Origin of the sequence: Pseudomonas sp. BIGb0176, assembly GCF_024810175.1 — a bacterium.
Taxonomy (GTDB): domain Bacteria; phylum Pseudomonadota; class Gammaproteobacteria; order Pseudomonadales; family Pseudomonadaceae; genus Aquipseudomonas; species Aquipseudomonas protegens.
The window spans coordinates 2,413,171-2,438,312 of sequence record NZ_JANUEC010000001.1 but is presented as its reverse complement, the minus strand read 5'-3'; the positions used below and the strand labels follow the sequence as shown (position 1 = coordinate 2,438,312).

General features: G+C 57.8%; 32 protein-coding genes. 17 read left to right on the top strand and 15 right to left on the bottom strand.

What is annotated here, in order from left to right; genetic code table 11:
• Window positions 1-353 precede the first annotated feature (353 nt).
• The 8 genes from M2395_RS10600 to M2395_RS10565 all read right to left on the bottom strand — a co-directional run bounded on the left by M2395_RS10600 (window position 354) and on the right by M2395_RS10565 (window position 6,914).
• Complete coding sequence (locus tag M2395_RS10600; protein ID WP_123430342.1) at window positions 354-1,817, bottom strand: DEAD/DEAH box helicase family protein; 1,464 nt, start codon at window positions 1,815-1,817, stop codon at window positions 354-356.
• Window positions 1,804-2,094 (bottom strand): hypothetical protein, encoded by a 291-nt coding sequence (locus tag M2395_RS10595; protein ID WP_123430343.1) that lies wholly within the window; start codon window positions 2,092-2,094, stop codon window positions 1,804-1,806. Before M2395_RS10595 ends, M2395_RS10600 begins: the two co-directional genes overlap by 14 nt.
• Window positions 2,095-2,096: 2 nt before the next feature.
• On the bottom strand, window positions 2,097-2,504 hold the full coding sequence (locus tag M2395_RS10590; RefSeq protein WP_148071255.1) for a hypothetical protein: 408 nt from the start codon (window positions 2,502-2,504) through the stop codon (window positions 2,097-2,099).
• Window positions 2,501-2,782, bottom strand: coding sequence for a hypothetical protein (locus M2395_RS10585; RefSeq protein ID WP_148071256.1), 282 nt, complete (start codon window positions 2,780-2,782; stop codon window positions 2,501-2,503). The genes M2395_RS10590 and M2395_RS10585 overlap by 4 nt, the downstream gene beginning before the upstream one ends.
• 377 nt (window positions 2,783-3,159) lie before the next feature.
• A complete protein-coding gene (locus M2395_RS10580) occupies window positions 3,160-4,116 on the bottom strand; it encodes a site-specific integrase (RefSeq protein ID WP_123430345.1) in 957 nt (318 codons plus the stop codon).
• A gap of 266 nt (window positions 4,117-4,382) precedes the next feature.
• Window positions 4,383-5,018: a type B chloramphenicol O-acetyltransferase gene (gene catB, locus M2395_RS10575; protein ID WP_123430346.1), complete on the bottom strand. Its 636-nt coding sequence runs from the start codon at window positions 5,016-5,018 to the stop codon at window positions 4,383-4,385.
• A 142-nt stretch (window positions 5,019-5,160) separates the two neighbouring features.
• The gene (gene prfH, locus M2395_RS10570) at window positions 5,161-5,781 is read right to left on the bottom strand and encodes a peptide chain release factor H (RefSeq protein ID WP_015634910.1); all 621 of its coding nucleotides are present in this window, start codon (window positions 5,779-5,781) and stop codon (window positions 5,161-5,163) included.
• Complete coding sequence (locus M2395_RS10565) at window positions 5,781-6,914, bottom strand: RNA ligase RtcB family protein (protein ID WP_015634911.1); 1,134 nt, start codon at window positions 6,912-6,914, stop codon at window positions 5,781-5,783. The genes prfH and M2395_RS10565 overlap by 1 nt, the downstream gene beginning before the upstream one ends.
• A gap of 274 nt (window positions 6,915-7,188) precedes the next feature.
• Here M2395_RS10565 and M2395_RS10560 point away from each other — a divergent pair, with 274 nt between their 5' ends.
• The 6 genes from M2395_RS10560 to M2395_RS10535 all read left to right on the top strand — a co-directional run bounded on the left by M2395_RS10560 (window position 7,189) and on the right by M2395_RS10535 (window position 11,580).
• A complete protein-coding gene (locus M2395_RS10560; protein ID WP_011060395.1) occupies window positions 7,189-7,509 on the top strand; it encodes a helix-turn-helix domain-containing protein in 321 nt (106 codons plus the stop codon).
• 91 nt (window positions 7,510-7,600) lie between these two features.
• The gene (locus tag M2395_RS10555) at window positions 7,601-7,951 is read left to right on the top strand and encodes a hypothetical protein (protein WP_015634912.1); all 351 of its coding nucleotides are present in this window, start codon (window positions 7,601-7,603) and stop codon (window positions 7,949-7,951) included.
• 343 nt (window positions 7,952-8,294) lie between these two features.
• On the top strand, window positions 8,295-8,924 hold the full coding sequence (locus M2395_RS10550; RefSeq protein WP_011060397.1) for a lytic polysaccharide monooxygenase auxiliary activity family 9 protein: 630 nt from the start codon (window positions 8,295-8,297) through the stop codon (window positions 8,922-8,924).
• Between the two features lie 45 nt (window positions 8,925-8,969).
• Window positions 8,970-10,436 (top strand): glycosyl hydrolase family 18 protein, encoded by a 1,467-nt coding sequence (locus tag M2395_RS10545; protein ID WP_015634913.1) that lies wholly within the window; start codon window positions 8,970-8,972, stop codon window positions 10,434-10,436.
• A gap of 162 nt (window positions 10,437-10,598) precedes the next feature.
• Window positions 10,599-11,060: a DUF2214 family protein gene (locus tag M2395_RS10540; protein ID WP_123430425.1), complete on the top strand. Its 462-nt coding sequence runs from the start codon at window positions 10,599-10,601 to the stop codon at window positions 11,058-11,060.
• A gap of 79 nt (window positions 11,061-11,139) precedes the next feature.
• A complete protein-coding gene (locus M2395_RS10535) occupies window positions 11,140-11,580 on the top strand; it encodes a VOC family protein (protein WP_053157365.1) in 441 nt (146 codons plus the stop codon).
• Window positions 11,581-11,818: 238 nt separating this feature from the next.
• On the opposite strand, the gene csrA is transcribed toward M2395_RS10535, so the two are convergent.
• Window positions 11,819-12,013 carry a carbon storage regulator CsrA gene (gene csrA, locus M2395_RS10530; RefSeq protein WP_007920550.1) on the bottom strand — a complete coding sequence of 65 codons (195 nt, stop codon included), beginning with the start codon at window positions 12,011-12,013 and terminating at the stop codon, window positions 11,819-11,821.
• A 265-nt stretch (window positions 12,014-12,278) separates the two neighbouring features.
• Here csrA and M2395_RS10525 point away from each other — a divergent pair, with 265 nt between their 5' ends.
• Window positions 12,279-12,629, top strand: coding sequence for a hypothetical protein (locus M2395_RS10525; protein WP_011060401.1), 351 nt, complete (start codon window positions 12,279-12,281; stop codon window positions 12,627-12,629).
• 51 nt (window positions 12,630-12,680) lie between these two features.
• Here M2395_RS10525 and M2395_RS10520 read toward each other — a convergent pair whose 3' ends face one another.
• The 3 genes from M2395_RS10520 to M2395_RS10510 form a co-directional block, all read right to left on the bottom strand.
• The gene (locus tag M2395_RS10520) at window positions 12,681-13,370 is read right to left on the bottom strand and encodes an endonuclease (protein ID WP_053157368.1); all 690 of its coding nucleotides are present in this window, start codon (window positions 13,368-13,370) and stop codon (window positions 12,681-12,683) included.
• 4 nt (window positions 13,371-13,374) lie between these two features.
• A complete protein-coding gene (locus tag M2395_RS10515) occupies window positions 13,375-13,644 on the bottom strand; it encodes a DUF1654 domain-containing protein (protein WP_015634917.1) in 270 nt (89 codons plus the stop codon).
• A 188-nt stretch (window positions 13,645-13,832) separates the two neighbouring features.
• Window positions 13,833-14,921: an asparaginase gene (locus M2395_RS10510; RefSeq protein ID WP_053157371.1), complete on the bottom strand. Its 1,089-nt coding sequence runs from the start codon at window positions 14,919-14,921 to the stop codon at window positions 13,833-13,835.
• Between the two features lie 338 nt (window positions 14,922-15,259).
• On the opposite strand from M2395_RS10510, the gene M2395_RS10505 reads away from it, so the two are divergent.
• The 8 genes from M2395_RS10505 to M2395_RS10470 all read left to right on the top strand — a co-directional run bounded on the left by M2395_RS10505 (window position 15,260) and on the right by M2395_RS10470 (window position 22,959).
• Window positions 15,260-15,709: a hypothetical protein gene (locus tag M2395_RS10505; RefSeq protein ID WP_011060405.1), complete on the top strand. Its 450-nt coding sequence runs from the start codon at window positions 15,260-15,262 to the stop codon at window positions 15,707-15,709.
• Window positions 15,710-15,981: 272 nt separating this feature from the next.
• Window positions 15,982-16,938, top strand: coding sequence for a sugar ABC transporter substrate-binding protein (locus M2395_RS10500; RefSeq protein ID WP_123430347.1), 957 nt, complete (start codon window positions 15,982-15,984; stop codon window positions 16,936-16,938).
• A 57-nt stretch (window positions 16,939-16,995) separates the two neighbouring features.
• On the top strand, window positions 16,996-18,549 hold the full coding sequence (locus M2395_RS10495) for a sugar ABC transporter ATP-binding protein (RefSeq protein ID WP_053157377.1): 1,554 nt from the start codon (window positions 16,996-16,998) through the stop codon (window positions 18,547-18,549).
• On the top strand, window positions 18,546-19,520 hold the full coding sequence (locus M2395_RS10490) for an ABC transporter permease (protein ID WP_011060408.1): 975 nt from the start codon (window positions 18,546-18,548) through the stop codon (window positions 19,518-19,520). Before M2395_RS10495 ends, M2395_RS10490 begins: the two co-directional genes overlap by 4 nt.
• Before the next feature lie 3 nt (window positions 19,521-19,523).
• Window positions 19,524-20,546, top strand: coding sequence for a LacI family DNA-binding transcriptional regulator (locus M2395_RS10485; RefSeq protein ID WP_123430348.1), 1,023 nt, complete (start codon window positions 19,524-19,526; stop codon window positions 20,544-20,546).
• 24 nt (window positions 20,547-20,570) lie between these two features.
• Window positions 20,571-21,488, top strand: a complete 918-nt coding sequence (gene rbsK, locus M2395_RS10480) for a ribokinase (protein ID WP_053157380.1) — start codon at window positions 20,571-20,573, stop codon at window positions 21,486-21,488.
• Window positions 21,485-21,889 (top strand): D-ribose pyranase, encoded by a 405-nt coding sequence (gene rbsD, locus M2395_RS10475; protein WP_011060411.1) that lies wholly within the window; start codon window positions 21,485-21,487, stop codon window positions 21,887-21,889. The genes rbsK and rbsD overlap by 4 nt, the downstream gene beginning before the upstream one ends.
• Window positions 21,890-21,930: 41 nt before the next feature.
• Complete coding sequence (locus tag M2395_RS10470) at window positions 21,931-22,959, top strand: nucleoside hydrolase (protein ID WP_011060412.1); 1,029 nt, start codon at window positions 21,931-21,933, stop codon at window positions 22,957-22,959.
• Window positions 22,960-22,992: 33 nt separating this feature from the next.
• Here the strand turns inward: M2395_RS10470 and M2395_RS10465 are convergent, their stop codons facing one another.
• Complete coding sequence (locus M2395_RS10465; protein WP_011060413.1) at window positions 22,993-23,205, bottom strand: hypothetical protein; 213 nt, start codon at window positions 23,203-23,205, stop codon at window positions 22,993-22,995.
• A gap of 165 nt (window positions 23,206-23,370) precedes the next feature.
• Between M2395_RS10465 and M2395_RS10460 the strand changes: the two genes are divergently transcribed.
• Window positions 23,371-23,676: a hypothetical protein gene (locus M2395_RS10460; protein ID WP_011060414.1), complete on the top strand. Its 306-nt coding sequence runs from the start codon at window positions 23,371-23,373 to the stop codon at window positions 23,674-23,676.
• A 161-nt stretch (window positions 23,677-23,837) separates the two neighbouring features.
• Window positions 23,838-24,149, top strand: coding sequence for an I78 family peptidase inhibitor (locus M2395_RS10455; RefSeq protein ID WP_015634923.1), 312 nt, complete (start codon window positions 23,838-23,840; stop codon window positions 24,147-24,149).
• 71 nt (window positions 24,150-24,220) lie between these two features.
• Here the strand turns inward: M2395_RS10455 and M2395_RS10450 are convergent, their stop codons facing one another.
• Together M2395_RS10450 and M2395_RS10445 are read right to left on the bottom strand one after the other, a co-directional pair.
• The gene (locus tag M2395_RS10450; RefSeq protein ID WP_003179963.1) at window positions 24,221-24,433 is read right to left on the bottom strand and encodes a cold-shock protein; all 213 of its coding nucleotides are present in this window, start codon (window positions 24,431-24,433) and stop codon (window positions 24,221-24,223) included.
• A 292-nt stretch (window positions 24,434-24,725) separates the two neighbouring features.
• Window positions 24,726-25,025, bottom strand: coding sequence for a hypothetical protein (locus tag M2395_RS10445; protein ID WP_011060416.1), 300 nt, complete (start codon window positions 25,023-25,025; stop codon window positions 24,726-24,728).
• Window positions 25,026-25,142: the final 117 nt, after the last annotated feature.

Genomic DNA, 25,142 nt, shown 5'->3' with positions numbered 1-25,142 from the left:
TTCTCACGCTTAGCAATAATCTCTTTGGCTAAACCCCTTCGTATGGTGATGCTACTAATTACGAAAGAGGTTAAATCAGGTATTCGAATGTTATCATTGTCTGACATTGTATTTGTCCTAGGTAAGTTATCTTAACGTCACTGCGTGACAGAAGCAAAAGCAAGAGCACGCCACGGAGTGGCATACGCATAAAGAAAGATCAAGAGCCATACACTGGTATATGCTCTGCTTTTGATTCTTCTTTAATGCGTGCTCTTTGTCGGCTGTGCCGACGTTGCTCTTGATCTTAAGTGAGTGGAGGAGGTGTCCACTTTTCCTTAGAGAGTTCTAAGAGAAAGTGGACAGGGCTAGCTTCATTCATCAGACTTCAACCACTTAGATACTATGCTTTTGCTAACGCCCATGGTCGCTGCGATGCTTCGCAATGAGAACCCATCAGATGACAATCCCTTTGCTGTGACAATGTTGTTCTTTGTCGTGTTTTTTGCATTGCTAATTGGAGCGTGCCTAGTCAAGTCTTTGAGAATGTAGTGACACCCCGTTAAGTCGAACGCTAGGTGTCGCCCTGACTCTTCTGTAGGTACAAAGTGCATAGTAGGTCTGTCGTTATTGAATGTCCTAATGCTGCTTCGTGTAGCTGCTTGAAATATCAATTCTCTATAACGCTCATTGCGTAGAGCTTGCTTGCCAACTGCGGTGGAGATAGCCATCTTGCAAAGCATCTCAGAGTTATTCTGATCTTCTACAGTGTTTGGATTGCCATGAATCAGGGAGAGCGTATGGTGTACGTTTGAATATCCATTCAATCCCCTAGCGTCAAAAGGTATACGTATTGCGTTAGGGTAATCCTCGAATGGAAACTTGCACCACTCATGAACTTGAACAAGGATGGGTTCACCTTGTACGAATTCAATGGCGTCACGTAAAAGCGTGTGCCCGTATACCCTATCATTCCACTCATCGGCCATGCTGCCGTCAGGGAGAGTAAGTAGCATGGTCTTGCTAACCTTGCTCCCGCCAATCAATGGAAAAATATAGCTTGGAAACTTGTAGCCCCTGTATTCTGGTGTGAACTTGGAGACTTCAAGAGTGCATCCCTTGGTCAGGGCGTGCTGGTAAGCTAACGTACCTGTGACGTTGGCACCTAGGATGTGTGTTTCCTGAGCCGCTTCATAGATCCCGCTTAAATCAAAGTAATCAACTACCCTGACTTGCCACTTCCATCTACTGTCTTTCTTATCTACGTATTCTTTGATGAATACATCAGCCTTGCCCCTTAGAAGGGCGCCTAGGCAGGTGCAGATGGTTGACATGCCCTTGTCGTTTACCACGTCAGAGTAGGTGGCTCTGGCTTCCTTCGTCATTCCTTGTTTGATAGACGCTCTGGTGGATACGCTATCAATCTCAATGAATTTCTCTAGGAAGTTAGTGTAAGCGTGGTCGCCAATATCTTTGGTAAGATTATTAGCGACTGAGGGCACTTCATCAATGACTACAATCCAGTCTTGTAGGTAGCAAGGATCAAGGTCTAGCAGGGTCTTATGCGTAATGATAAGAACCTTGGGGTCATCTTCTAGCAGCGTACATTCTACTGTATCAGTTACGTTCTTGTGGGTGTCACTATTGATTACGTAGGCATGGGTTATTCCGATTGCATGAATACGCTTTACTACGTCTTTGGTAAGTACCTTGGTGGGGACAGCGTATACGTATCGCTTGTAGGGTGCTGCATCCAGTTCTTTAATGAACTGTTCTGTCTTGCCTGTGCCTGGGGTAGCTTCTGCTACGTAAATAACCTTTGGATTACTTGGGCTCAATCAGTTTTCCTTCTGTGATTAAGTTATCTATCGTTCGGATGATATGTCTGGGGTCTGTGAAAGTACCCTCAAGCTCTGCGGGGAGCGAGTTGCTACCATTAACAGACAACACCTGATATGAACCATATTGAGTCATGCCATACTCACTCCCTTTGTAGTCCTTAATGCCTGTGATGAGCTTGTTCTTTTGTTCAATGCTACAGTCGATAGCTCCTAACGCTGAGCGACGTTGCTCTAGTACTTTAATTTCTGCTGGTGTCAGGTCTACTGCTTTCATAGTTATTCTCCTTGGTTGTACATTGCGCGAATGGCTGCCATCAATTCCGCTTGCTCTTTCTGGGTTGCACCAGTGAGGACGGATTTAGTGGTGCCTGTAATATTTCCAAACGCATCACGTTGGACAATGCTTTGTTTGGCCTGTTGAGCAGATGAGTTATATGCTGTGTCCAAGTCAGTAAGCTGTCGAACAAGAGGGTCTGCTTTATAAAGCTCGTCTCGTACCTTCTGCTTAGACGCCTTCCATTGTGCTAGCGCATCCTTAGATGAAGTCAACGGATTGCCTCTAGGTGCAGGAGGTTCTTCGACTAGTTGATAGCCACGCTCGATAAGGTCTGTTAGGACTGCCATGGGGGTGTTACCTGTCTGACGTGCGAGTTCGTTGATTTCTGTCATAGTTATTGTGTTCATTGGTCATACTCCAGAGGAATTGTTTTAAATTGATTGCGATATGAAGACCCAAGTCTTACCTTTCGGATGGCTACGAGTTCATGCTTTACTAGATATTGAATGACTCGGCTGCATGCACTTGGTGATTTTCCAGATGCAGAAGAAAACTCATTAACGGAGATTTCACACCAGCGTGAGCCATCGTTGCTATTGTTTCTAATCATCAAGTACAGGAGCTTTCGGTCGGTTGTGTTAAGTTTCATTGCTTTGCTTTCTATAATTTTTTCGATTTCCATCATTGCTCTCTCTTTAGAAAACCTCTTCAATATTACAATGGGTGTGGAACTCGCCGCTCAGGCAAACAAAAAGACTGCTATCCATTTGGCCCTTTGAAAGCAGCTAGGAGGAAGCAATCTTTATACAGGTATATGCTATATTGGTTTTTCGGGGTAAAGGTCTACAAGGCGAGGCTTAAATATTTTTAGTTCCTATATCTAATACTCTTTTTTGAGAGAAAACCCTACACGGATTCTGAAAAATAATGTCTATCCGTAACTCCCATGCACACCCATTCCTTTACTCATTGCCACTGTAGCCCCTGTAAGGGGCTACAGGCTTGCATTGCTTATGGTGGCAGTTGATTGGCTATCGTCGTTCCTGTGCGCTTACAGGTGGCTTAGTCAATGAGGTGAAGTACATCCTTCGCATTCAAATGTGAGTATCTAGCCACTGATCTCGTATCTCTGTGCCCCGACACAATCATTATCTGAGCGTTGTTGAATCCCTTCTTGGCTACATTGGTTATACGTGTGTGTCTTAACTGGTGAAGCCTGACGCTACAGTCAAGCCCTGCCTTGTTCCTTGCCAACCTAACCGCCTGTGACACAGCATGAGGCGTCACAATAAACAGTCTTCCTCTGTGTGCCTTGTTTGCTACAGCCAGCCGTTGTGCCTCTTTCAGTAGCTCTATGGCACGCATGGTTAAGGGCACAGACCTAGTGCCGTTCTTACCATCAACTACATCCGCAATACGTTCATCCAGGTGAAGGCATTGAGTTGTGAGCTTGAGTATTTCTGAGCGCCTCATAGCTGTTTCATAAGCTAGCTCCACGATGAGGGCCATGGTGGGGGAGAGCTTGTTGAGCAACTGTCTAAGCTCGCCAGCACTGATTACCTTGTCGCTCGACTTGTCGGGCTTGGGTAGGGCTATGTCACTTACAGGATTATGTATGTCTATGAGCAGGCCACGCTTAGCGAACCTGAAGAAACGTGACATGAACGCTAACTGTATGCGACAGGTAGCAGGCTTGACCGTTTGTAGGCGCTTAAGCTTGAAGTCATTGACTAGCTGAGGGGTGATGTCATGGATTGACTGAGGGAAGACAGCAAAGAGTTGGTCAACAATCTTGATTGCATGGTCATAGCTACCCTTGCCCTTGAGCATGGTTTCGCAATAGGTCATGCCAAGGGTGTACAGGGTGTGCGTCTGATGCGTCTTGGTGACAGCCTCTAACTGATCTGCCCATGCCTGGGCCAATGCCTGAGTGGGGAACGTTTTGGATTGCGGGGGGCTTCCTCTCAACCGAACCTGAGCGTTCCAATTGCCAGAGGGAAGGGAGCGAATGTTAGCCATGATTGACGCCTCATAATGTGAATGGGCGTTTCCTTAGGGCTATAGGCTGCGTGGCCTAGCGCCTAGCATGGTGGCTCTTGACATGGTGGGGGTCGTTGGTTCGAGTCCAATCGCGCCTACCAAACAAAATCCGCTCTGCTGGGCGGTCTAGAAGGGGTTCACCGAAAGGTGAGCCCCTTTTTTGTTTCTGGCCATTTTGATGGCTTTGCACGATCCGCCAAGAAGCCCACTGGCATTGCAGCGCTCGCTGCGATCTTGGCCAGTGATCAGTCGGGGCGGATGTGCTCCAGCCAATGTTCAAACAGCGCCTCGACATTGGCACTGGTCATCAGTGGCATCACTGCTTTCAACTGCTCGCTGCTCCAGTTCCACCACTGCATTTTCACAAGCATCTCGATACGCCGATCATCGAAGCGCTTGCGAATCGTCTTGGCGGGGTTGCCGCCGATGATTGCGTAGGGTTCCACGTCCCGTGTCACCAGGGCTCGAGTGCCTATCACGGCGCCATCGCCGATCCTGATGCCCGGCATGACAATGGCTTCGGAACCGATCCAGACGTCATTGCCGATCACCGTGTTGCCTGCGGCTTGATATCCATTCTGCGCGCCCGCGAAGGCCGGTTCCTCGGGCATCCAGTAGAGCGGAAAGGTGCTGATCCACTCGCTTCTATGCCCCTGGTTGCCGGCCATGATGAATGCGGCTCCCGAGCCGATTGAGCAGAAAGAGCCGATTATCAGCTTGTCCGCACCTTCCTCGTGGGGCAGGTAGCGCGCGCACTCATCGAAACTATGACCGTGGTAGTAGCCTGAGTAGTAGCTGAAACGACCTACTCGAATATTCGGGTGGGTGACTTGCCGATCAAGCGTGATGCCCTTGAAGGGGCTTTCGAAGTAGTTGTTCATCGGGACTCTGCTCCATGTCTTCAGTGTCCTCTGCATTTGCCGCATCGGTCACCGGTTCAAGATCTTTTACGTATTGCCCTCTGTAGCCACCAACCTGGTTCGGGGAGCCGTCGTGACGATCGGCTTCCCGTACCAGGGCGGGTCAGTCCAGAGGGGTGAAGGCGCTGCCGCTGAAGGTGCGCACGGCATTGCCCCGTTCAACCCGGTGATGGGCGTCACGACGCTGCAAGCGCAGTTCCTGTACGGATTGCTCTTGCCGATCGGCAAGCCGTTGCTGGATCAATAGACGAGCCAGGCGCTTGTTATCGTGCTGGCTGCGTTCGGACTGCACCTTGACGCTGATGCCGGTCGCTACATGGGTGGCACGTACCGCGGAGTCGGTCTTGTTCACATGCTGCCCGCCGGGGCCCGAAGCGCGCATGGCCTCGAAGCGGATCTCGCCGCCCTCGGCTTCTTCAGGGGCGCTGAATGGCTGGCCGGCGAAATACCAGTTCTTGCGTCGATGTGCGGGCCGCAGAGGGCTTTTGCAGATCCACAGCAGGGTGCCTGTCCAGCGTCGAGCCAGGTTTGCGGCGTGCTCGCCATCCAGGCTGACCAGCACCGAGCGATGGGCGTCGCGAGCCTGGCTGGCAACCTGCTCGATGATGCCGAGGCGCACGTTCTGAGCTTCGGCTTCGTGATGCAGGCGGCGTAATGCGTGGGTTACTGCCAATTCGCATTCGGCAGGCCCTTGGGCGGAGGACAGCTGTAGCAACATCATCATCAGCAGCACCCCCGGCGTTTGTAGGTCAGTACCGGTTTGAGTCGGGCGATGATCTTCACCAGGCCGGCGTCGCGCAGGCTGCCCACCACGCTGTCGATGCTCTTGTAGGCTTCGGGAGCCTCTTCGTACATCAGGCCGCGGTCCTCGCAGATCACTCGGCTGCCCAGCTGGGTGCGCTTGAGTTGATCGAAGCTGAAGCGCGTTGCCAGCCGGCCCTTGCAGTCGCTGCGCAGCCACTTGCGCCCGGCGCCGTGCGCCAGGGAGTAGAGGCTGAACGATTGGGGGAGCGGTTGCACCAGGTAGCTGTAGTCGCCACGGGAGCCGGGAATCACCACCGGACCCTGGTCCGATGGCGTGGCGCCCTTGCGATGCAGCCAGCCCGATACGCCGTCGACCTGCGCCGCAGACACCAGGTTGTGATTGATATCCAGCAGCGGCTGGCCCTTGGCCCGCAGATTGTGCAGCAGGCGCTCGGCGATCAACCGTCGATTGGCCTCGGCAAAGCGCAAGGCCTGGTCGTGCTGCTCCAGGTACTGGGCGCCGGCGGTGCTGGTCATCAACAGGCCGTTGTGGCCGTGTTGGTCGACGTGGCTGCGCAAAATAGCTTCTCCCAGGCCTCGGGAGCCGCTGTGCACCAGCAGCAGCAAGGCTTTCGGGTCCAGTGCCAGCGCTTGCAGGGCGTCGGCGTCATGGACCTGATCGAGTTGTTGCAGTTCGGCGAAGTGGTTGCCGCCGCCGATGGTACCCAGGGAGTGCTCATGACCGCTGACGGGCAATGCCAGTTGCGCGCGTTGTTCATCCCACTGTTCATCCAGGGGCAGGTCGATATTGCCGATTTTCTTTTCCAGCTTGTCGAGGTTGAGGCGAGTGCTGGAGAGGTCGGTTTGCCACAGCGCCATGCCGCAGCCGATGTCGTTGCCCACCAGCGCCGGGTAGGCCACTTCGGTGGAAAAAAATGCCGCGCCCACCGGATAGCCCCGGCCTGGATGCAGGTCGGGCATGCCGACGACCTGGCGCATGCCGGGCAGTTGTGCGGTGGTGTGCAGTTGCTGGAGCGCTTTGTCTTCGATCCAGGTGGTGTCGGAGGCGATCAGAGAGACGCCGTTCGACAAATGACGGATGCAAGTGTCCATGTCCAATTCCTGATTGGAAAAAAATATTCAGGTAGTGGCAGGACGAAGCGGGGGTTAAGCGAAGGCGCTAGCGGGTAGCGGTTGCAGCGTTTAAACCAGGCACGTCCTGCAAGGGGTGATCAGCTGTTGCATGGTGGATCTCCTTGGCAAAAGTGTGGAAAGGGCGCGCAGGTTAATCTTTTGCCCGGGGGCTGGCAATGGTGTGGGCAAACAAAGTGCACCTTCTGCGGCCGCTACGGTCGTAAAACCATCACCTTGTTGAATGAGGATGGTTATGCAGACCTTTGGTGAGCGCTTGAAAGAACAGCGCAAGGCGTTGGGGCTCTCCCAGCAGGAATTCGGTGCCATTGGCGGTGTTGAAGCCAACGCCCAGGGCCGTTACGAGAGCGGTGAGCGGGTGCCCAAATCGGATTACCTGATGGCCATCGGGCGCCACGGCGTTGACCTGCTTTATGTGTTGACCGGCGAGCGCTCGCGCTTGTCCGAGGGCAGCCTGAGCCTGGATGAAAGCACCATTATTCAGAACTACCGCCACCTCGGAGATGAGGACCAGGAGGCGATCGCCCAGCTGGCGTCCTCCTTGGCGGAGTGCTGAGTGGGCGCGGGGGAGTTTTTCTGCTGTTCGCGCGCCTTTTTAACGCGGCCTGAGCGATACTCTCGCGTTTTCAGGAGGAGGAGGAGGCAGCATGCGGGTTTTGATGGCGGTAATGGTGGCGGCGCTATTGGCTGGCTGTGCGAGCTCTACCATGGATGAAGCTCGGGCCCGAACGCCCAACAAAACCCTGGCCTCGGCCAAGGCCGATCAACTGGTAGCGCAATGTGTGCAGTTCGCCTGGCAGGACGAGTCGGTCTTTGGTGTCGATGCCGCTGCCTATCTGCAACCGGGCAGGGCAGGGGGGTACACCGTGTATACCCGTTCCGCCGAGACTTTTGTCGATATCAAGGCCGAGGCCGCGACGACCACCGTCCACTTTTATGCGGTTGCAGACAGCTATGTCTCGAAGCGCCGCCTGGCGGCGCTAGCGACCTGTCTGTAACGCAGAGGATAGTCACTGGCGTTGGCATTTGACGCTATCAGGTACAAACCCGGCATCGGCCGGGTTTTGTCATTTCTGGGGAATGGTTTCCAGCTGGTCAGGCCAGCTGTTATTGGCGATCTGTGGAAACACCCAATAAGCCTGTAGCAAAGCGTGTAATACATTGCCTCTTCAAACTGTCAGTTGAAATAAGGAAGTCCAGGGATTAAGGGGGCTGGGGCGGACTTTTGTAAATTGTCCTGAATGGTTAGTTTTTGTGGTGATGAAAAAAGCAGGGAAAAGTGCGCTAAGTTGAGGGTGCTCAATAAGGAGCAGTAGTTAATTAATCAATGGAGTGAAAGATATGAATAAGCCACAGGCTCAACTAAAACATGGTCGCGTTGTTTCTCCGTCCAGCCGCGGTGCGGTAGCGGTAGAACTGGGGCTGCTGGGAACCTGGCAGGTCAATGAGATGGAAGGCGGGAAAAACTTTCCGGCCCTCGCCGCCGGTCCTTTCCCAAAGCCTTACGACAGCGATGTGGCCAGTGTCGCGCCACCCGCCGATGGTCATATTCTCAGTGGCGGCAAGGTTGATGATCGCGATTGCATCAACTTCACCAACGAGGAAATGTCGAAAAAGATCAACCGGCCCTTCACTTGGCCGCTGGTGAACGTGAACCCGGGCCAGGTGTTCCAGGTGCAGTGGGAATACACCGCACCTCACGTTACCCGGGGCTATAACTGGTTCATCACCAAGGACGGCTGGGACCCGAAACAGCGCATCAGTCGCGCCCAGCTGGAACCCCAGGCTTTTTATCAGGACTTCTACACCGAAGTGCCATTCGACAAGTTCGGTTCGGTATTGAAAGCCAAGACTCATCATGAAGTTGTGCTGCCCAAAAATAAAAAGGGCCACCATGTTGTAGTACTGGTGTGGATTGTTGCCAATACCGGCAATGGCTTTTATCAGGCTTTCGATCTGGACTTTAAATAAGTTTCAGGTAGTTAACATTTTCTGACAGTTCTGAAGGATTAGAACGTGGATAAGATCGATTTTGCATTAATCAAGAGTCAGGCCGCAGATGCTGCTTCCCTGATGCCGAGCATTGCCGGCAAGAAGGTGCTCATGGGCTTCTGGCACAACTGGGCTGCCGGTCACAGCGACGGCTACCAGCAGGGGCAATTCGCCAACCTGGATCTGGTGGACGTGCCCAAGGAATACAACGTGGTTGCAGTGGCCTTCATGAAGGGCAACGGTATTCCCACCTTCAAGCCCTACAACCTTTCGGACGCCGAGTTCCGGCGCCAGGTGGGCGTGCTCAACAGCCAGGGCCGGGCGGTATTGATCTCCCTGGGCGGCGCCGATGCCCATATCGAATTGCACAAGGGCAACGAACAGCCCCTGGCCAACGAAATCATCCGTCTGGTGGAAACCTACGGCTTCGATGGCCTGGATATCGACCTGGAGCAGAGCGCCATCGACTTTGCCGACAACAAGAGTGTGCTGCCTGCCGCCTTGAAGCTGGTGAAGGATCATTACGCCGGCCAGGGCAAGCACTTCATCATCAGCATGGCGCCTGAGTTTCCCTACCTGACCAGCAATGGCAAGTACGTGGCCTACCTGCAGGCCCTGGAAGGCTATTACGACTTTGTCGCGCCGCAGTTCTATAACCAGGGAGGCGACGGGCTCTGGGTGCAGGAGGCCAATGGCGGGCAGGGCGCCTGGATCGCCCAGAACAATGACGCGATGAAAGAGGATTTCCTCTACTACCTGAGCGAAAGCCTGGCCTCCGGTACCCGTGGTTTCACTCGCATTGCCGCGGACAAGCTGGTGATAGGCCTGCCAAGCAACGTCGATGCCGCGGCCACCGGCTATGTGATCGACCCGTCGGCGGTGAGCAATGCGTTCAAGCGCTTGCAGGGCGCCGGTCACGCCATCAAGGGGTTGATGACCTGGTCGGTGAACTGGGATGCCGGCATCAGTCGGCAGGGTGTGCCCTACAACTGGGAGTTTCGTCATCGCTATGCGCCGCTGATCCATGGCGATGGCGGTGAGCCGGAGCGCCCAGGTGCTCCTGGAAACCTGATGGTACTGGGCACCAGTCGCAGCAGCGTCAACCTGAGTTGGGGCGTTTCCGGTAGTGTGCGGCCGGTGGAGTTCTACACCTTGTACCGCGACGGCAATGCGGTCGCTCGCACCCCCTCTCCGGGCTTCGAGGATCAGGGGCTGAGTGCGGACACCCAATACAGCTATTTTGTGACCGCTACCGACACTCAGGGCCAGGAGTCGCTCCCCAGTCGCAGTGTGAGTGCCAGGACCGCAGGCGGTGCGGTCGATCCGAGCTTTCCCGAGTGGCGCACCAGCCAGCACTACCTCAGGGAGGATGGAGTGACTTACGAAGGCAATCGTTACCTGTGCCTTCAGGAGCACACCTCCAACCCGGGCTGGACGCCATCCGTAGCGTTCACCCTGTGGAGCAAGGTGCTGCAGGAGCGTCATGGCTGAGTTGTGAAGGCCATTGATGAAGTGAGTGGCCAGGCGGTTCTTGCGGAAGTTGTCGATCCGTGCGAGCCGCCTTTTTCGTTTCCGCTGGCCGGCAACAGCCTGGGTTATGAGCTATTACTGAGCTGCCCGGATGTGTCGATCAATCAAGCGGAGATGAGCTCGATGTTGCAGCAATGGTTGTGGGCGGCTGTGCATTTGCTGGCGTTTGCCAGTGCCTTTGCCGGGGTGCTGGCGCGCGCTTCGGCATTGCGTCGCCTGAGCGGCGGCGCTGCGGCGCCCGGGCAGGTGTTGCGGGCCGACAATGTCTGGGGGCTGATGGCCGCGGTGTTGTTGATCACCGGGTTGTTGCGGGCTTTTGGCGGTTATGGCAAGGGTGCGGAGTATTACCTGCATCAGCCGCTGTTCCACCTGAAGATGACGCTGTTCGTGATCATCCTGTTGCTGGAGGTCCTGCCGATGCTGACCTTGATCCGCTGGCGCATGGCCCGGGGGCGAGGGGTGGCGCCACAGATCGGGCGGGCGCTGCTGTTCGCCCGTATCAGCGATGTGCAGGCCCTGCTCATGGTGTTGATGGTCATCGCCGCCAGCGGCATGGCGCGTGGGGTGACCTGGGCTCAGTTGTAATCATTGGTAAGCGGGGCTGCACTGCGTGGCTGCTTGAGAGTAGGCTCGCGGGTCTATCAATGAGCAATGGAAGCCTTCGATGTTTCAAATGAATGACCTGGTGCCGGAGATGCTGGTCACCGACCTGCAGCGCAGTCTGGCCTTCTACTGCGATCTTCTGGGCTTCAAGGTGGAGTATCAGCGGCCGGAACACTTCTTTGCCTTCCTCTCCCTCAATGGTGCACAACTGATGCTGGAGCAGGATGACCAGCAGGAATCGGAGTGGCGCGTGGGGCCCTTGCAGGCTCCATTTGGCCGCGGCATGAACCTGTCCATCGAGTGCCCGGATATTCGCCAGTTGGCAGCCGCCCTGGCTCGGGCGGGCATTGCCTTGCGTCGAGAGATTCAGGAGTGCTGGTACCGTCACGACGAATTGCTGCACGGCGAGTTGAACCTGCTGGTACTCGACCCGGATGGTTACCTGCTGCGCTTTACCCAGGACCTGGGCTTCAAGCCTGTGGAGCCTGCAGCGGGCGCCTGACCGCCGCACCGGTGCGCCGCCTGCAATGCAGCGGCGGCGTGTGTCGGGAATCAACGGTCGGGCTCGCTATCGCGAAAGGGCGATAATCAGTGGTTGACGACAGTCTGATGGGCGGGAATCTGCTGTGGCTGCAACCGGGCGAGGGTGTGCGGGCCGTCTGCGGGGAAAAGCTCAAGGCAAACAAGACAGGCGCTGCGCCAGCCGTTGTGCGCGGGCAAAAGGCTGGTGCTCATGCTGTTCAGGGGGTTTCGCGTTTGTCCGGAGCGGTCAGGCCTGCCTGAATGCGTTGATAGATTTCTTCACGGTGTACCGCGACGTCTTTTGGCGCGTTGATACCAATGCGCACTTGCTGGCCGCTGACGCCGAGAATGGTGATCGTAATGTCGTCACCGATGTTTATGCTTTCACCGACTTTGCGGGTGAGTATCAGCATGATCTTCTCCTTGATAGCTTTGTAGGGCACCAGATTCAAACAGTGCAGAGGTCGGTCTTAGGTATAGATTAGTGCGAAGTTCCACTGAGTGGGTGCCTCTTTCTGACGCGCAGAAGATCTATTAATTCCCAAGGCGCAACTATACATAGGCAATAAATATCATTCTTCCTGTTTCGGTCCGATTTTGTGACGAGGTCTCTCGGGTCATGAGTGCTAAAATCGCCACCTCAGACTTTCTAGGGGTTAGGTTGTGCGCACAGTAGCGATGATGATGGCGGTATTGGCGTTGGCCGGTTGTGGGGAAGGCAAGCGGGTCGAAGCGAACAAGAGCACGGCGGTGGCAGTACAGACCCAGCCGGCCTCGACCGAGCCGCAATGGGATGTGCTGGTGGGCAGCCCGCTCCCCCTGGCGGTGAGTGACCTGACCGGCTGGCTGATCGAGCACGGGGTGATTTCCAATGTGGTGACCGTGGACGGCAAGCGTCTGGTCGTGGTCGGTCCGTTTGCTTCCCAGGCCGAGGCCGAGGCGAAGAAGAATGAAGTGACCGAAAAGCTGGTCAAGGCCAAGAAGCGTGACATCGAAGTCACGGTCATCGAGCATCAAGCCGCGCAGTAAGCCCGTTTCCATAGGCTCAATGATCGCCCGCCACCCGCGGGCGATCTGCGTTCAGCCACAAGCCTTGAGGTTGACTGCGCCGACGAATTCATTGCCGCGCCCCATCACGCAAGCCACGCTCTGATTGCGCTGGCGCTCCCAGGCCTGTACTGGATAGGTCCTGTTCCAGGCTTCGAAGAGCTGCCGATCCTGTTTGGAGAGGCGCAGGCCGTACTGCTTGCTCATGTAGAAGTAGGTGCGGGCGATCATTCCGCGAATCGAAGGGCGAGGCATGACCTTCTTGGCCTTGAAGTCGACCTGGGTCAGGCACGAACCGTACTGGCCCGATTGTTCCGGCAGCCAGCCGAAGCTGAAATTGCTGCGATCACCATTCACTTCGCCAATGCTCGGTACCAGATTGTGCAGGTCGGCCTCGGCGCGCTGATAGACCGAATCGGTGCGTGTACAGTTCTTGCGACCGCCTTGTTGCCAGCACTGGCGCTGATGGCCGATCTGCCAGGCCGGCACTATATGCTCCCATTCAATGCGTTCGGCGCGCTTGGCGTTCTTGCGCGGAACATAGCCGCAGGCCGCCAGGTTCACCCGGTTGCCGTTGTATTTGCAGCCGCAATAGAACTCGGTGGATTGGGGGGCGTAGAGCTTCCAGGCGACTTTCTTGGCTTCGCTGAAGGTGCGGGGCGCATCGGCTTGGGCGGAACAGGCGAGAAACAGCAACAGCAAGGCAAAACAACGGACACTCATCGACTCAATCTTCCTTCGGCACGACCCAGAAAATCTGCACACCGCCATCGTCGCGGTAGGCGAGGGTGACGTTGTCGTTTTCGGCGATCTCCTCCAGCAGGCGTTCCCACTCATCCTGTGGCTCATCGGCGAGGCGGAAGATCAGCGCTGCCTTGGCCTTTTGTGCGGTGGGAGAGTTGATGATTTTCTGGATGCGCACACCCAGGCGTTCGTAGGAGCTGAGGGGCGTTTGGGTCGTGGCCACGGAACATTCCTTATTAAGCTGTACGTGCATACAGTATTTAACTGTAGGGCATTTCGCAACTGCTTAAAATTCAAGAAGTTCCTCTGACAACGCTTTATGCATTTGTCTCACGAGGAGAGCAGATTTTTTTGCATGGGGGAAAGGGGGGGAACCACCCGCCCGGGCGGGCGAGTGGTTGCAAGCATGCTCGACCGGGGCCGGTCGAGCAGAGGGGGCTGTCAGTATTCCCAGAACATGCGTTGCAGTTCCTTGCTGTCCTGGGTCTTGGTCAGGGCGACCATGGCCAGGATGCGGGCTTTCTGCGGGTTCAGGTCATGAGCCACGACCCAGTCGTACTTGTCGTCAGGCTGTTCGGCGTTGCGCAGTACGAAGCCGCCGGCATTGACGTGGGAAGAACGAATGATCTGTACGCCATTCTTGCGCAGTTCCTGCAGGGCAGGGACCACACGGGAAGACACCGAGCCGTTGCCGGTACCGGCGTGGATGATGGCTTTGGCGCCACCTTGGGCCAGGGCCTTGTAGGCGGTGTCGCTGACGTTGCCGTAGCCGTAGGCGATTTCTACGTCAGGCAGGCTCTTGATGTTCTTGATGTCGAATTCCGAATCCATGGTGTGGCGCTTGGCTGGCAGGCGGAACCAGTAGGATTTGCCTTCCACCACCATGCCCAGCGGGCCCCATGGGCTCTTGAAGGCTTCGGTCTTGATGTTGATCATCTTGCTGACATCGCGGCCGGACTGGATTTCATCGTTCATGGTCACCAGTACGCCTTTGCCGCGGGCGTTCTTGCTGCCGGCCACAGCCACAGCGTTGTACAGGTTGAGCATGCCGTCAGCCGACATTGCGGTACCCGGGCGCATGGAGCCGACTACAACGATTGGCTTTTCGGTCTTTTCCACCAGGTTGAGGAAGTAGGCGGTTTCTTCCAGGGTATCGGTACCGTGGGTGATGACGATGCCATCGACGTCCTTGCTGTCGGCCAGTTCGGCAACGCGGCGGCCCAGTTGCAGCAGGTTTTCGTTGGTGATGCTTTCCGAGGCGATCTGCATGACTTGCTCGCCACGCACGTTGGCCAGTTGGCTCAACTCGGGAATGCCGGCGATCAGTTGTTCGATGCCGACCTTGGCCGCCTGGTAGGTGGCGCTGTTGGCCGCGCTGGCGCCGGCGCCGGCGATGGTGCCGCCAGTGGCGAGAACCACGACGTTGGACAGTTTCTGTTGGGTTTCAGCTTCTTTGGCTTGCAGGGCTGCAGGTAGAAGCAGGAGGAGGGCCAAAGCGCCCGGGGCGAAGGATTTGAAGGCAGATTTCATTATTTTCTCTCTAGTAGTGAGACGGTGCTGATGCAGGTTCATCTAGAAACACCCCGGCGGCAGATCTGTATGCGCCGGGGCAGCGAGGGTGGAGCAGGATCTGTACCAGCGCTACCTTGGCTGGATGACTATTTTAAGTTACTGATTTATATCAATTTTATTTCTGTTTTTATGCGTAAGAAATCATGTGGCGTCCGGGTTTCCGAACGTTTTCAAGGTGGCGCGTTCGGCAATCCGAAAATGCTCGTCACAAGTCCTGGGATGACTTCTCGCTCATCCATTAAAGATTGTTCTGCAGCGGTCGATGATCCTTCTAGGATTTTTCACCAGGAGTTCCCATGTCACTGTCAGTAGGATTTCCAGGGGCAGGAGCCATTCTGATCAATGGCAAGTCGCCCGCGACCATCGATGCATTGAGTAATGCCGCCGCCGAACAGGCGTCTACGGCGTTGGGTACCGACGAGTCGGGCACTTTGCGGGTCGGCTCCAGCAAGCAGGCCGAACAGTCTGAAAGCGAAAGCCCAAGCGAAGACAAGCACGGCATCGTGGTAAAGATGCTGCTCAAGCGCATGCAGGAGCTGCAGCAGCAACTTCGCGAGCTGCAACAGCAACTGGCTGCCGCCCAGGCCGCCAACTACCCAACCCCTGAGGCCAAGCAGACGGCAGTGATGGCCATTCAAGGGCAAGTCGCCGATACCAACGGCGCGCTGGCGGAAGTCTCTGGCAACCTGGTCCGGGAGTTGGCCAAGGAGTCGTCTTCCGGTGGCCTGGTGAACACCACTGCCTGAATCATCAGCCTGTCCGGGAGCATTTTTCGGGCAGGTTTTTCTCCTCGTGGCCGGCTGCGGATGGCTACCCACTCTCTCTGATCGCACTTTGAACAGCGTTGACAAACGCTGGCGAGGTTCGCATAGTTCGTTTTACGCAAACGTTTGCGCGGCCTTCGGACAAGGATAATCGTCTATCTTTGCAAGGTTCGCCGTCGGCCAGTGGTGCTGCCTACCTGGCGGTTCCGTTTGACGAACGCTGCTCACAATAATCATAAGATCGGAGTGAACCCATGAAGCTGCCCTTTGCTGGACGTCTCCTCGCTGTCGCCGTTCTCGCCGCTGCATCCGCGGCCCTTCCTTTCTCCTCGGCTCAAGCCGATACCCCGCAGAAACCCAAGGTCGCCCTGGTCATGAAATCCTTGGCCAACGAGTTCTTCCTGACGATGGAAGATGGTGCCAAGGCCTATCAGAAAGAGCATTCCGCCGATTTCGACCTGGTGTCCAACGGCATCAAGGATGAAACCGATACCGCCAACCAGATCCGCATCGTCGAGCAGATGATCGTCTCCAAGGTCAACGCACTGGTGATCGCCCCGGCTGACTCCAAGGCCATGGTTCCGGTGATCAAGAAGGCCGTGGACGCCGGGATCACGGTGATCAACATCGACAACCAGCTCGACCCCGGCGTGCTGAAGAGCAAGAACATCAGCGTGCCTTTCGTTGGCCCGGACAACCGCAAGGGCGCGCGTCTGGTGGGTGAGTACCTGGCCAAGCAACTCAAGGCCGGTGACGAAGTGGGAATCATCGAAGGGGTTTCCACCACCACCAACGCACAGCAGCGCACCGCCGGCTTCAAGGATGCAATGGAAGCCGCGCAGATCAAGGTGGTGTCGCTGCAGTCGGGCGACTGGGAAATCGACGCCGGCAATCGTGTGGCCTCGGCCATGCTCAGCGAATACCCGAACATCAAGGCATTGCTGGCCGGTAACGACAGCATGGCGGTGGGCGCGGTTTCGGCAGTCCGGGCTGCCGGCAAGGCAGGCAAGGTGCAGGTCTTGGGCTACGACAACATCAACGCCATCAAGCCGATGCTCAAGGATGGCCGGGTCCTGGCCACTGCCGATCAGTTCGCTGCCAAGCAGGCGGTGTTCGGTATCGAGACCGCGCTGAAGATCCTCAAGGGCGAGAAAGTCGACAGCGGCACCAATGGCGTGATCGAAACTCCGGTTGAGCTGGTCACTCAGTAGTCATTGCGGCGGTACAACGGCGCTCGCCCGGTTGGGCGGGCGCATGGAGAGTTTCCTATGTCAGTTTCTGCTGCCAACGCTGTCCTATCGGTCAGCGGTATCGGCAAGACTTATGCGCAACCGGTGTTGACCGGCATCGACCTGACGCTGTTGCGCGGTGAAGTGCTGGCGCTCACCGGCGAGAACGGTGCCGGCAAGAGCACCCTGTCGAAGATCATCGGTGGCCTGGTCAGCCCCACCACAGGGCACATGCAGTTCAATGGCCAGGATTATCGTCCGGGCAGTCGCGCCCAGGCCGAGGATCTGGGCATTCGCATGGTGATGCAGGAGCTCAACCTGCTGCCGACCCTGTCGGTGGCCGAGAACCTGTTCCTCGACAACCTGCCCAGCAGTGGTGGCTGGATCAGCCGCCGGCAATTGCGCAAGGCGGCGATCGAGGCCATGACCCAGGTCGGTCTGGATGCCATCGACCCCGACACCCTGGTGGGCGAGCTGGGCATCGGCCACCAGCAGATGGTGGAGATCGCCCGTAACCTGATCGGCGACTGCCATGTGCTGATTCTCGATGAGCCCACCGCCATGCTCACGTCCCGCGAGGTAGAAATGCTCTTCGAGCAGATCACCCGCCTGCAGGCCCGCGGCGTGTCGATCATCTATATCTCCCATCGCCTGGAAGAGCTGGCCCGGGTTGCCCAGCGCATCGCGGTATTGCGTGACGGCTGCCTGGTCTGTGTCGAGCCGATGGCCAACTACAACAGCGAGCAACTGGTGAACCTGATGGTGGGTCGCGAGCTGGGCGAGCACATCGACCTGGGCGAGCGCCGGATCGGCGCGCCGGCCTTGACGGTGAGCAACCTCAGCCGCTCGGACAAAGTCCGCGATGTGTCCTTCGAGGTCCGCAGTGGCGAGATCTTCGGAATTTCCGGGTTGATCGGGGCAGGGCGCACCGAGCTGCTGCGCCTGATCTTCGGTGCCGATGTCGCCGACAGCGGCACCATCGCCCTGGGCACCCCGGCGCGCCCGGTGAGCATCCGCTCGCCAGTGGATGCGGTGGCCAACGGCATCGCCCTGATTACCGAGGACCGCAAGGGTGAGGGGCTGCTGTTGACCCAGTCCATCAGCGCCAATATCGCCCTGGGCAACATGCCGGCGATTTCCAGCAGCGGCCTGGTCAATGGCCAGGACGAGGAGCATCTGGCGCAGCGCCAGATCGACGCCATGCGTATCCGCAGCTCCAGCCCGGCGCAACTGGTCAGCGAGCTGTCCGGTGGCAACCAGCAGAAGGTGGTGATCGGCCGCTGGCTGGAGCGCGACTGTTCGGTGCTGCTGTTCGATGAGCCGACCCGTGGCATCGATGTCGGTGCCAAGTTCGATATCTACGGCCTGTTGGGGGAGTTGACCCGGCAGGGCAAGGCCCTTGTGGTGGTGTCCAGCGACCTGCGCGAGCTGATGCTGATCTGCGATCGCATCGGCGTGCTCTCGGCCGGGCGGCTGATCGATACCTTCGAGCGCGACAGCTGGACCCAGGATGAACTGCTTGCCGCGGCATTTGCCGGCTATCAAAAACGAGATGCGCTGATCGATGAAGCGGCGCCTAGGAATGCATCATGAAAACTGCAGCAAGCGGCAAGCGAGGCGGCCACTACTACGGCCTCGGCACTTACCTGGGGTTGGCGGGGGCGCTGCTGGGGATGATCGTGCTGTTCTCCCTACTCAGCAGTCATTTTCTGTCCTATGACACCTTCAGTACCCTGGCCAACCAGATTCCCGACCTGATGGTGCTGGCGGTGGGCATGACCTTCGTCCTGATCATCGGTGGCATCGACCTGTCCGTGGGCTCGGTACTGGCCCTGGCGGCGTCGACCGTCAGCGTGGCGATTCTCGGCTGGGGCTGGAGCGTGGTGCCCGCGGCGTTGCTGGGCATGGCTTGCGCGGCGCTGGCTGGAACGGTGACCGGTTCCATCACCGTGGCCTGGCGCATTCCTTCGTTCATCGTGTCTCTGGGTGTACTGGAAATGGCCCGCGGCGTGGCCTACCAGATGACGGGCTCACGCACCGCCTACATCGGTGACGCCTTCGCCTGGTTGTCGAATCCGATTGCCTTCGGCATTTCGCCGTCGTTTATCATTGCCCTGCTGATTATTTTCCTGGCCCAGGCGGTGCTGACTCGCACCGTGTTCGGTCGCTACCTGATCGGCATCGGTACCAACGAAGAGGCAGTGCGTCTGGCGGGGATCAACCCCAAACCCTACAAGATCCTGGTCTTCAGCCTGATGGGGTTGCTGGCAGGTATCGCTGCACTGTTTCAGATTTCTCGCCTGGAAGCGGCAGACCCGAACGCGGGCTCCGGTCTGGAGTTGCAAGTCATCGCTGCGGTGGTGATCGGCGGCACCAGCCTGATGGGCGGGCGCGGTTCGGTGATCAGTACCTTCTTTGGCGTCTTGATTATTTCCGTGCTGGCTGCGGGCCTGGCGCAAATCGGCGCATCCGAACCGACCAAGCGCATCATCACTGGTGCGGTCATCGTGATTGCCGTGGTGCTGGACACTTATCGCAGCCAGCGCGCCAATCGGCGGGTTTGATTCATGGCAACAATCAAGGATGTGGCGGCGCTGGCGGGGATTTCCTACACCACGGTGTCCCATGTGCTGAACAAGACGCGGCCAGTCAGTGAGGAAGTTCGGGTCAAGGTCGAGGCCGCTATCGCGCGCCTGGACTATGTGCCCAGCGCGGTGGCGCGTTCGCTGAAGGCCAAGACCACGGCTACCATCGGCTTGCTGGTACCCAACAGCCTCAACCCGTACTTCGCCGAGTTGGCTCGGGGGATCGAGGATTATTGCGAACGCAACGGCTACTGCGTGATCCTCTGCAACTCCGACGACAACCCGCAGAAGCAGCGCAACTACCTGCGGGTATTACTGGAAAAACGTATCGACGGGTTGATTGTCACCTCGGCCGGTGGCGACAGCGGCCTGGCCCAGGGGCTGGCCGGCGTGCGCACGCCGATGGTGATTGTCGACCGTGGGCTGGAAGGGGTGAACGCCGACCTGGTGCGTATCGACCACCAGCACGGTGCCTACCTGGCCACCCGACACCTGCTGGAGCTGGGGCATCGGGACATTGCCAGCATCGGCGGCCCGGGCAATACCAGTGTGGCGCAGATGCGCCTGGCGGGATTCCAGCAGGCGCTGCGTGAGGCCGGTGTCGAGGCGCCTGCCGAGCGCATCCTGGAAAGTGATTTCAGTAGCACTGGTGGTTATCGCGCAGCCGCGCAGTTGCTCGATGGCGGACAGCCGCCGAGCGCGATTTTCGCTGGCAACGACATGATGGGCATCGGGGTGCTACGCGCGGCAGCGGAGCGCAATATCCGCGTGCCCAGCGAGCTTTCGGTGATCGGCTTCGACGACATCCTCATGAGCCGCTACGTCTACCCGGCGCTGACCACGGTCGGCCAGTCGATCCTGCAACTGGGGGAAACCGCGGCAGAGTTGCTGCTGCGGCGGATCGCCTGCCGGGAGCTGCCGGTCGACCAGCGCATCGTTACGCCGAATATCGTCTTGCGGGAGTCGACGGCGCCGCTGGGTGGCGCTTTCGCCGAATACCGCTGAACCCAACTGATTGAGTACCGATGTATGTCAGCAAAAGTAGTGGTAGTGGGTAGCCTCAACATGGACCTGGTGACTCGGGCCGAGCGCCTGCCCCGAGGGGGCGAGACGCTGATTGGCAAATCCTTCGCCACGGTATCCGGTGGCAAGGGCGCCAATCAGGCGGTGGCTGCGGCCAGGCTGGGAGCGCAGGTGTCGATGGTCGGCTGTGTCGGCGACGATGCCTATGGCGAGCAACTGCGAGGTGCCTTGCTGGCCGAGCAGATCGATTGCCAGGCGGTGAGTGTGGTCGAAGGCTCCAGTGGGGTGGCGCTGATCGTGGTGGATGACAGTAGCCAGAATGCGATTGTCATAGTCGCCGGCGGCAATGGCCAGCTCACTCCCGAGAAGGTCGCCGGGTTCGATGGGGTGCTGCAGGATGGGCAAGTCATCATCTGCCAGCTTGAAGTGCCGCTGGCGACTGTGGGCTACACCCTCAAGCGCGGGCGCGAACTGGGCAAGACGGTGATCCTCAATCCGGCGCCGGCCAGTGGCCCGCTGCCAGCGCAGTGGTATGGCGCGATCGACTACCTGATTCCCAACGAGAGCGAGGCTTCGGCCTTGAGCGGGGTAGCGGTGGACTCCCTGGAGAGCGCTGAAGTGGCTGCCGGTCGCTTGATCGCTGCGGGTGCTGGCAAGGTGATCATCACCCTCGGTGCACAGGGCTCGCTGTTTGCCGATGGCCAGCGTTTCGAGCATTTCCCGGCGCCCAGGGTCAAGGCAATCGATACCACGGCGGCCGGGGACACCTTTGTCGGCGGATTTGCCGCGGCCCTGGCTGCCGGCAAGAGCGAAGCCGAGGCCATCCGCTTTGGCCAGGTGGCTGCGGCGCTGTCGGTGACGCGCGCCGGTGCGCAACCTTCCATTCCCACGCTGTCCGACGTTCAGGCGTTTATCCCTTCATGAAAAAGACACCTTTGCTCAACATTGCCCTGTCACGCTTGATCGCGTCCCTGGGCCACGGCGATATCGTGGTGATCGGCGATGCCGGCCTGCCGGTGCCCCCGGGCGTGGAGTTGATCGACCTGGCGCTGACCCACGGCGTTCCCGACTTTCTCACTACCTTGAAGGTGTTGCTCAGCGAGATGCAGGTGGAGCGTCATGTGCTGGCCGAAGAAATTCTGCTCAAGCAGCCTACGCCGCTGGCGGCGCTTGAAGGCATGACCGCCGGTGGTGAGCTGGGGCAGCGGCAGCTCATGAACCACGAGGATTTCAAGGTGCTCAGCCGCCAGGCCCGTGCGGTGATCCGCACCGGGGAGTGCCAGCCGTATTGCAATATCGCCCTGATTGCCGGGGTGACCTTCTAGGCCGCTGTCGGGCCTTTTCCATCTTGCACAAGGAGTGCGCCATGCGCCGCTATGCTCAGTTGTTTCACCACTGGTTCCGGAGTCTGCTGCTTTTGTCTCTGCTCACTGCTACCGGCGCTCAGGCGGCGGAAAAAATCGATCTGATCATCGACACCGATCCGGGGGCCGACGATGTGGTAGCCCTGCTGTTCGCCCTGGCTTCCCCCGAGGAGCTGCAGATCCGCGCCCTGACCACGGTGGCGGGCAACGTGCGGTTGGACAAGACCTCGCGCAATGCGCGTCTGGCCCGTGAGTGGGCGGGGCGCGAGGAGGTGCCGGTATACGCCGGAGCGCCCAAGCCGCTGCTGCGTACCCCCATCTATGCCGAGAATATCCATGGCAAGGAAGGCATTTCCGGGGTGACGGTGCACGAGCCCAAGGCGCCTCTGGCCAAGGGCAATGCGATCAACTACCTGATCGATACGCTGCGGGCGGCCAAGCCCCACAGCATCACCATCGCCATGCTCGGCCCGCAGACCAACCTGGCGCTGGCGCTGATCCAGGCACCGGACATCACCCAGGGCATCAAGGAAGTGGTGGTCATGGGCGGTGCGCACTTCAACGGTGGCAACATCACGCCGGTGGCCGAGTTCAACCTGTTCGCCGACCCCCAGGCGGCCGAAGTGGTGCTCAAGAGCGGCGTCAAACTGACCTATCTGCCGCTGGACGTGACCCACAAGGTGCTGACCAGCGATGCGCGGCTGCAGAAGATCGCGGCGTTGAACAACAACGCCAGCAAGGTGGTGGGGGACATCCTCAACGAGTACGTCAAGGGTGACATGGAGCACTACGGTATTCCCGGCGGCCCGGTGCATGACGCTACAGTGATTGCCTACCTGCTCAAGCCCGAGCTGTTCACCGGCCGTCAAGCCAATATGGTCATCGACAGCCGCGAGGGGCCGACCTTCGGCCAGACCATCGTCGATTGGTACGACGGCCTGAAGCAGGAAAAGAACGTGTTCTGGGTTGAGAACGGCGATGCCCAGGGCTTCTTCGACTTGCTCACCGAGCGCCTGGCGCGTCTCAAGTAAACCTTGCCCCCGCAGGTACCTGCCTGCGGGGTTCTATTCCCGTTCCGGGTCCTGTACGCCCAGGTGGTCGGCCGGGTATTTCTCGAAGACTTGTTCAATGAAGGCTCGGGCGGACTGGGTGCCCAGTTCCTTGACCAGCAGGTCTATGCCAATGATCGCCAGCTCCTCCGGGCTCCCCGGGCTGTAGGAGCATTGGCCCTGGGGCCATTTGGCTTTGATGTCGGCGTCGATACTCACGGTGGCCATGAAAGTCTCACGAATTCGGATAAGGCGGGCGCCAGGGCAGGGCTCTGGGCGGGTAGTTGCTGCGTCGCAGAGTTAACCATGTTGCCGGGCGTTTGGCACTCCGACTTAGGCATCAGGCGAGTGCTGTGCGACACTGCGGCTTTTCCTGTGCTCAAGGAAGCCTCCGTGCAAATCGATTTGAACCAGCCTGATGCCCTGACCCTGGAGGCGGTGCGTCAGCTGCTGGCGTCTGCCAGCGACAACGTGCATACCCAGTTGCGCGTGAGCAAAACCGGAATTGCCTATATCTCTTCGGGGGTAGTGGGCGGTGCCGAGATAGAAGGTTTGCTGTTTCGCCTGGAAACCTGGGCGGCCGGCTCCGGGTATGTCGGCAAGGTGGCTGCCGCCGACGAGGTCTGGGTGATGCAGATCTTCAATGCGCTCAAGCAGAACTGGCCCAAGCCGGCGTTCGACTACATCGACATCTATTGAGCGTCGTTCATATCCGGTGACGATTGTCCCGTGAAAGAGTGGCACCGGCTGAGGCAGACTTGCCCGCTGTTCACCTGATACGGCAAATGGCCATTTGTTTTGAAACCAAAAGCCAAATCGGCTGTCGCACGATCTCTGCTTAATTTTGAAAAGGAGGCTTCATGCCTTGGAAGCTCGCTTCATTCGGAACCTTGTTGGCCGCTGTCGTCCTTGGTGGGTGCAGCACTGGCGGGGCGACAAAGGAGCCTGTGGCCGCTGAGTCCGGGCACACTCGTTGTGAGGCATCGGCCGCCGAATTCGCTGTCGGCAAGAAGGCTTCTCCCGAGTTGCTCGAGCAGGCCCGTACACGCGCAGGAGCGCAGTACGCACGGTTCCTCAAGCCCAACGACATGATCACCCTGGAGTACCGCTCGGATCGCCTGAACCTGAACACTGATGCCGGCCTGGTGGTGACCCGGGTCAACTGTGGTTGAGGGCTGAGGCCTTTGGATCACGCATAAAAAACCCCGTCACATGGACGGGGTTTTTTTAGCTCGCTGAGAAATTACTCAGGGCGAACTTGTGCAGCTTGCATACCCTTTTGGCCTTTCTCAGCCACGAAGGAAACGGTCTGGCCTTCTTTCAGGCTTTTGAAACCGTCGCTTTCAATAGCTTTGAAGTGTACGAACAGGTCGTCACCGCCACCTTGAGGAGTGATGAAGCCGAAGCCTTTTTCATCGTTGAACCATTTTACGGTGCCGGTTTGGCGATTAGACATGGTGTATCTCCAAGAAACATATATTTTCAGTAGTGCTGTGCTGCTCAGGCCAACTGGGCACACCGAGCTATCATAGTCGAAATGTTCGGCTTGGGAGCCCCCCAGAGGCGCTCTTTGCCCGATGTACCTGTGTATTTTGCCATCTGAGTTGGCTGCAGGCCCCGGTTTAAGGGGCTTTGGCGTAAAACAGAGGGTAATAAAAAAACCCGTAAAAGCTGCGTAAATTGTGAAAAAGACCGCGTTTCAGGCTCTGTGGCGAGCACTGGCGCAGCCTGTTCCGGGCATCAGCAGCTTATTTGACCACCCGGCAAGCAGCGATGGCGTCCAATGCTCGGGTTCGCAGATCTGCGCTGGGTTGCTTGGTTTTGCTCATCAGCTCCTTGATCTCCTCGGTGGTGAATTTTTCATTTAGCTTGTCGGCGCCGCAGGCACAGTGCTTTTCGGCGCTCTTGGCGTCGATGTTCTGGCTGGCCGCCGCGGTGCAGTCCTTCATGTAGTCGGCGCGTGCTCCGGCAGGCCATGCCGCCTGTGCACTCAAAGGCAGTAGCAGGGTGAGCGGTGCGGCAAGGGCGAGCAGTTTGATAAGGCGCATGAGTCGGGTTCTCCTGAAGTCGGTAGCAAGGACGACGATTCTCCGGTTATTTGAGGCTCGACGTACATCTCAAGTTCACTTTCAACAATAAAAGACTGTAAACCAGGCTCGCGATAA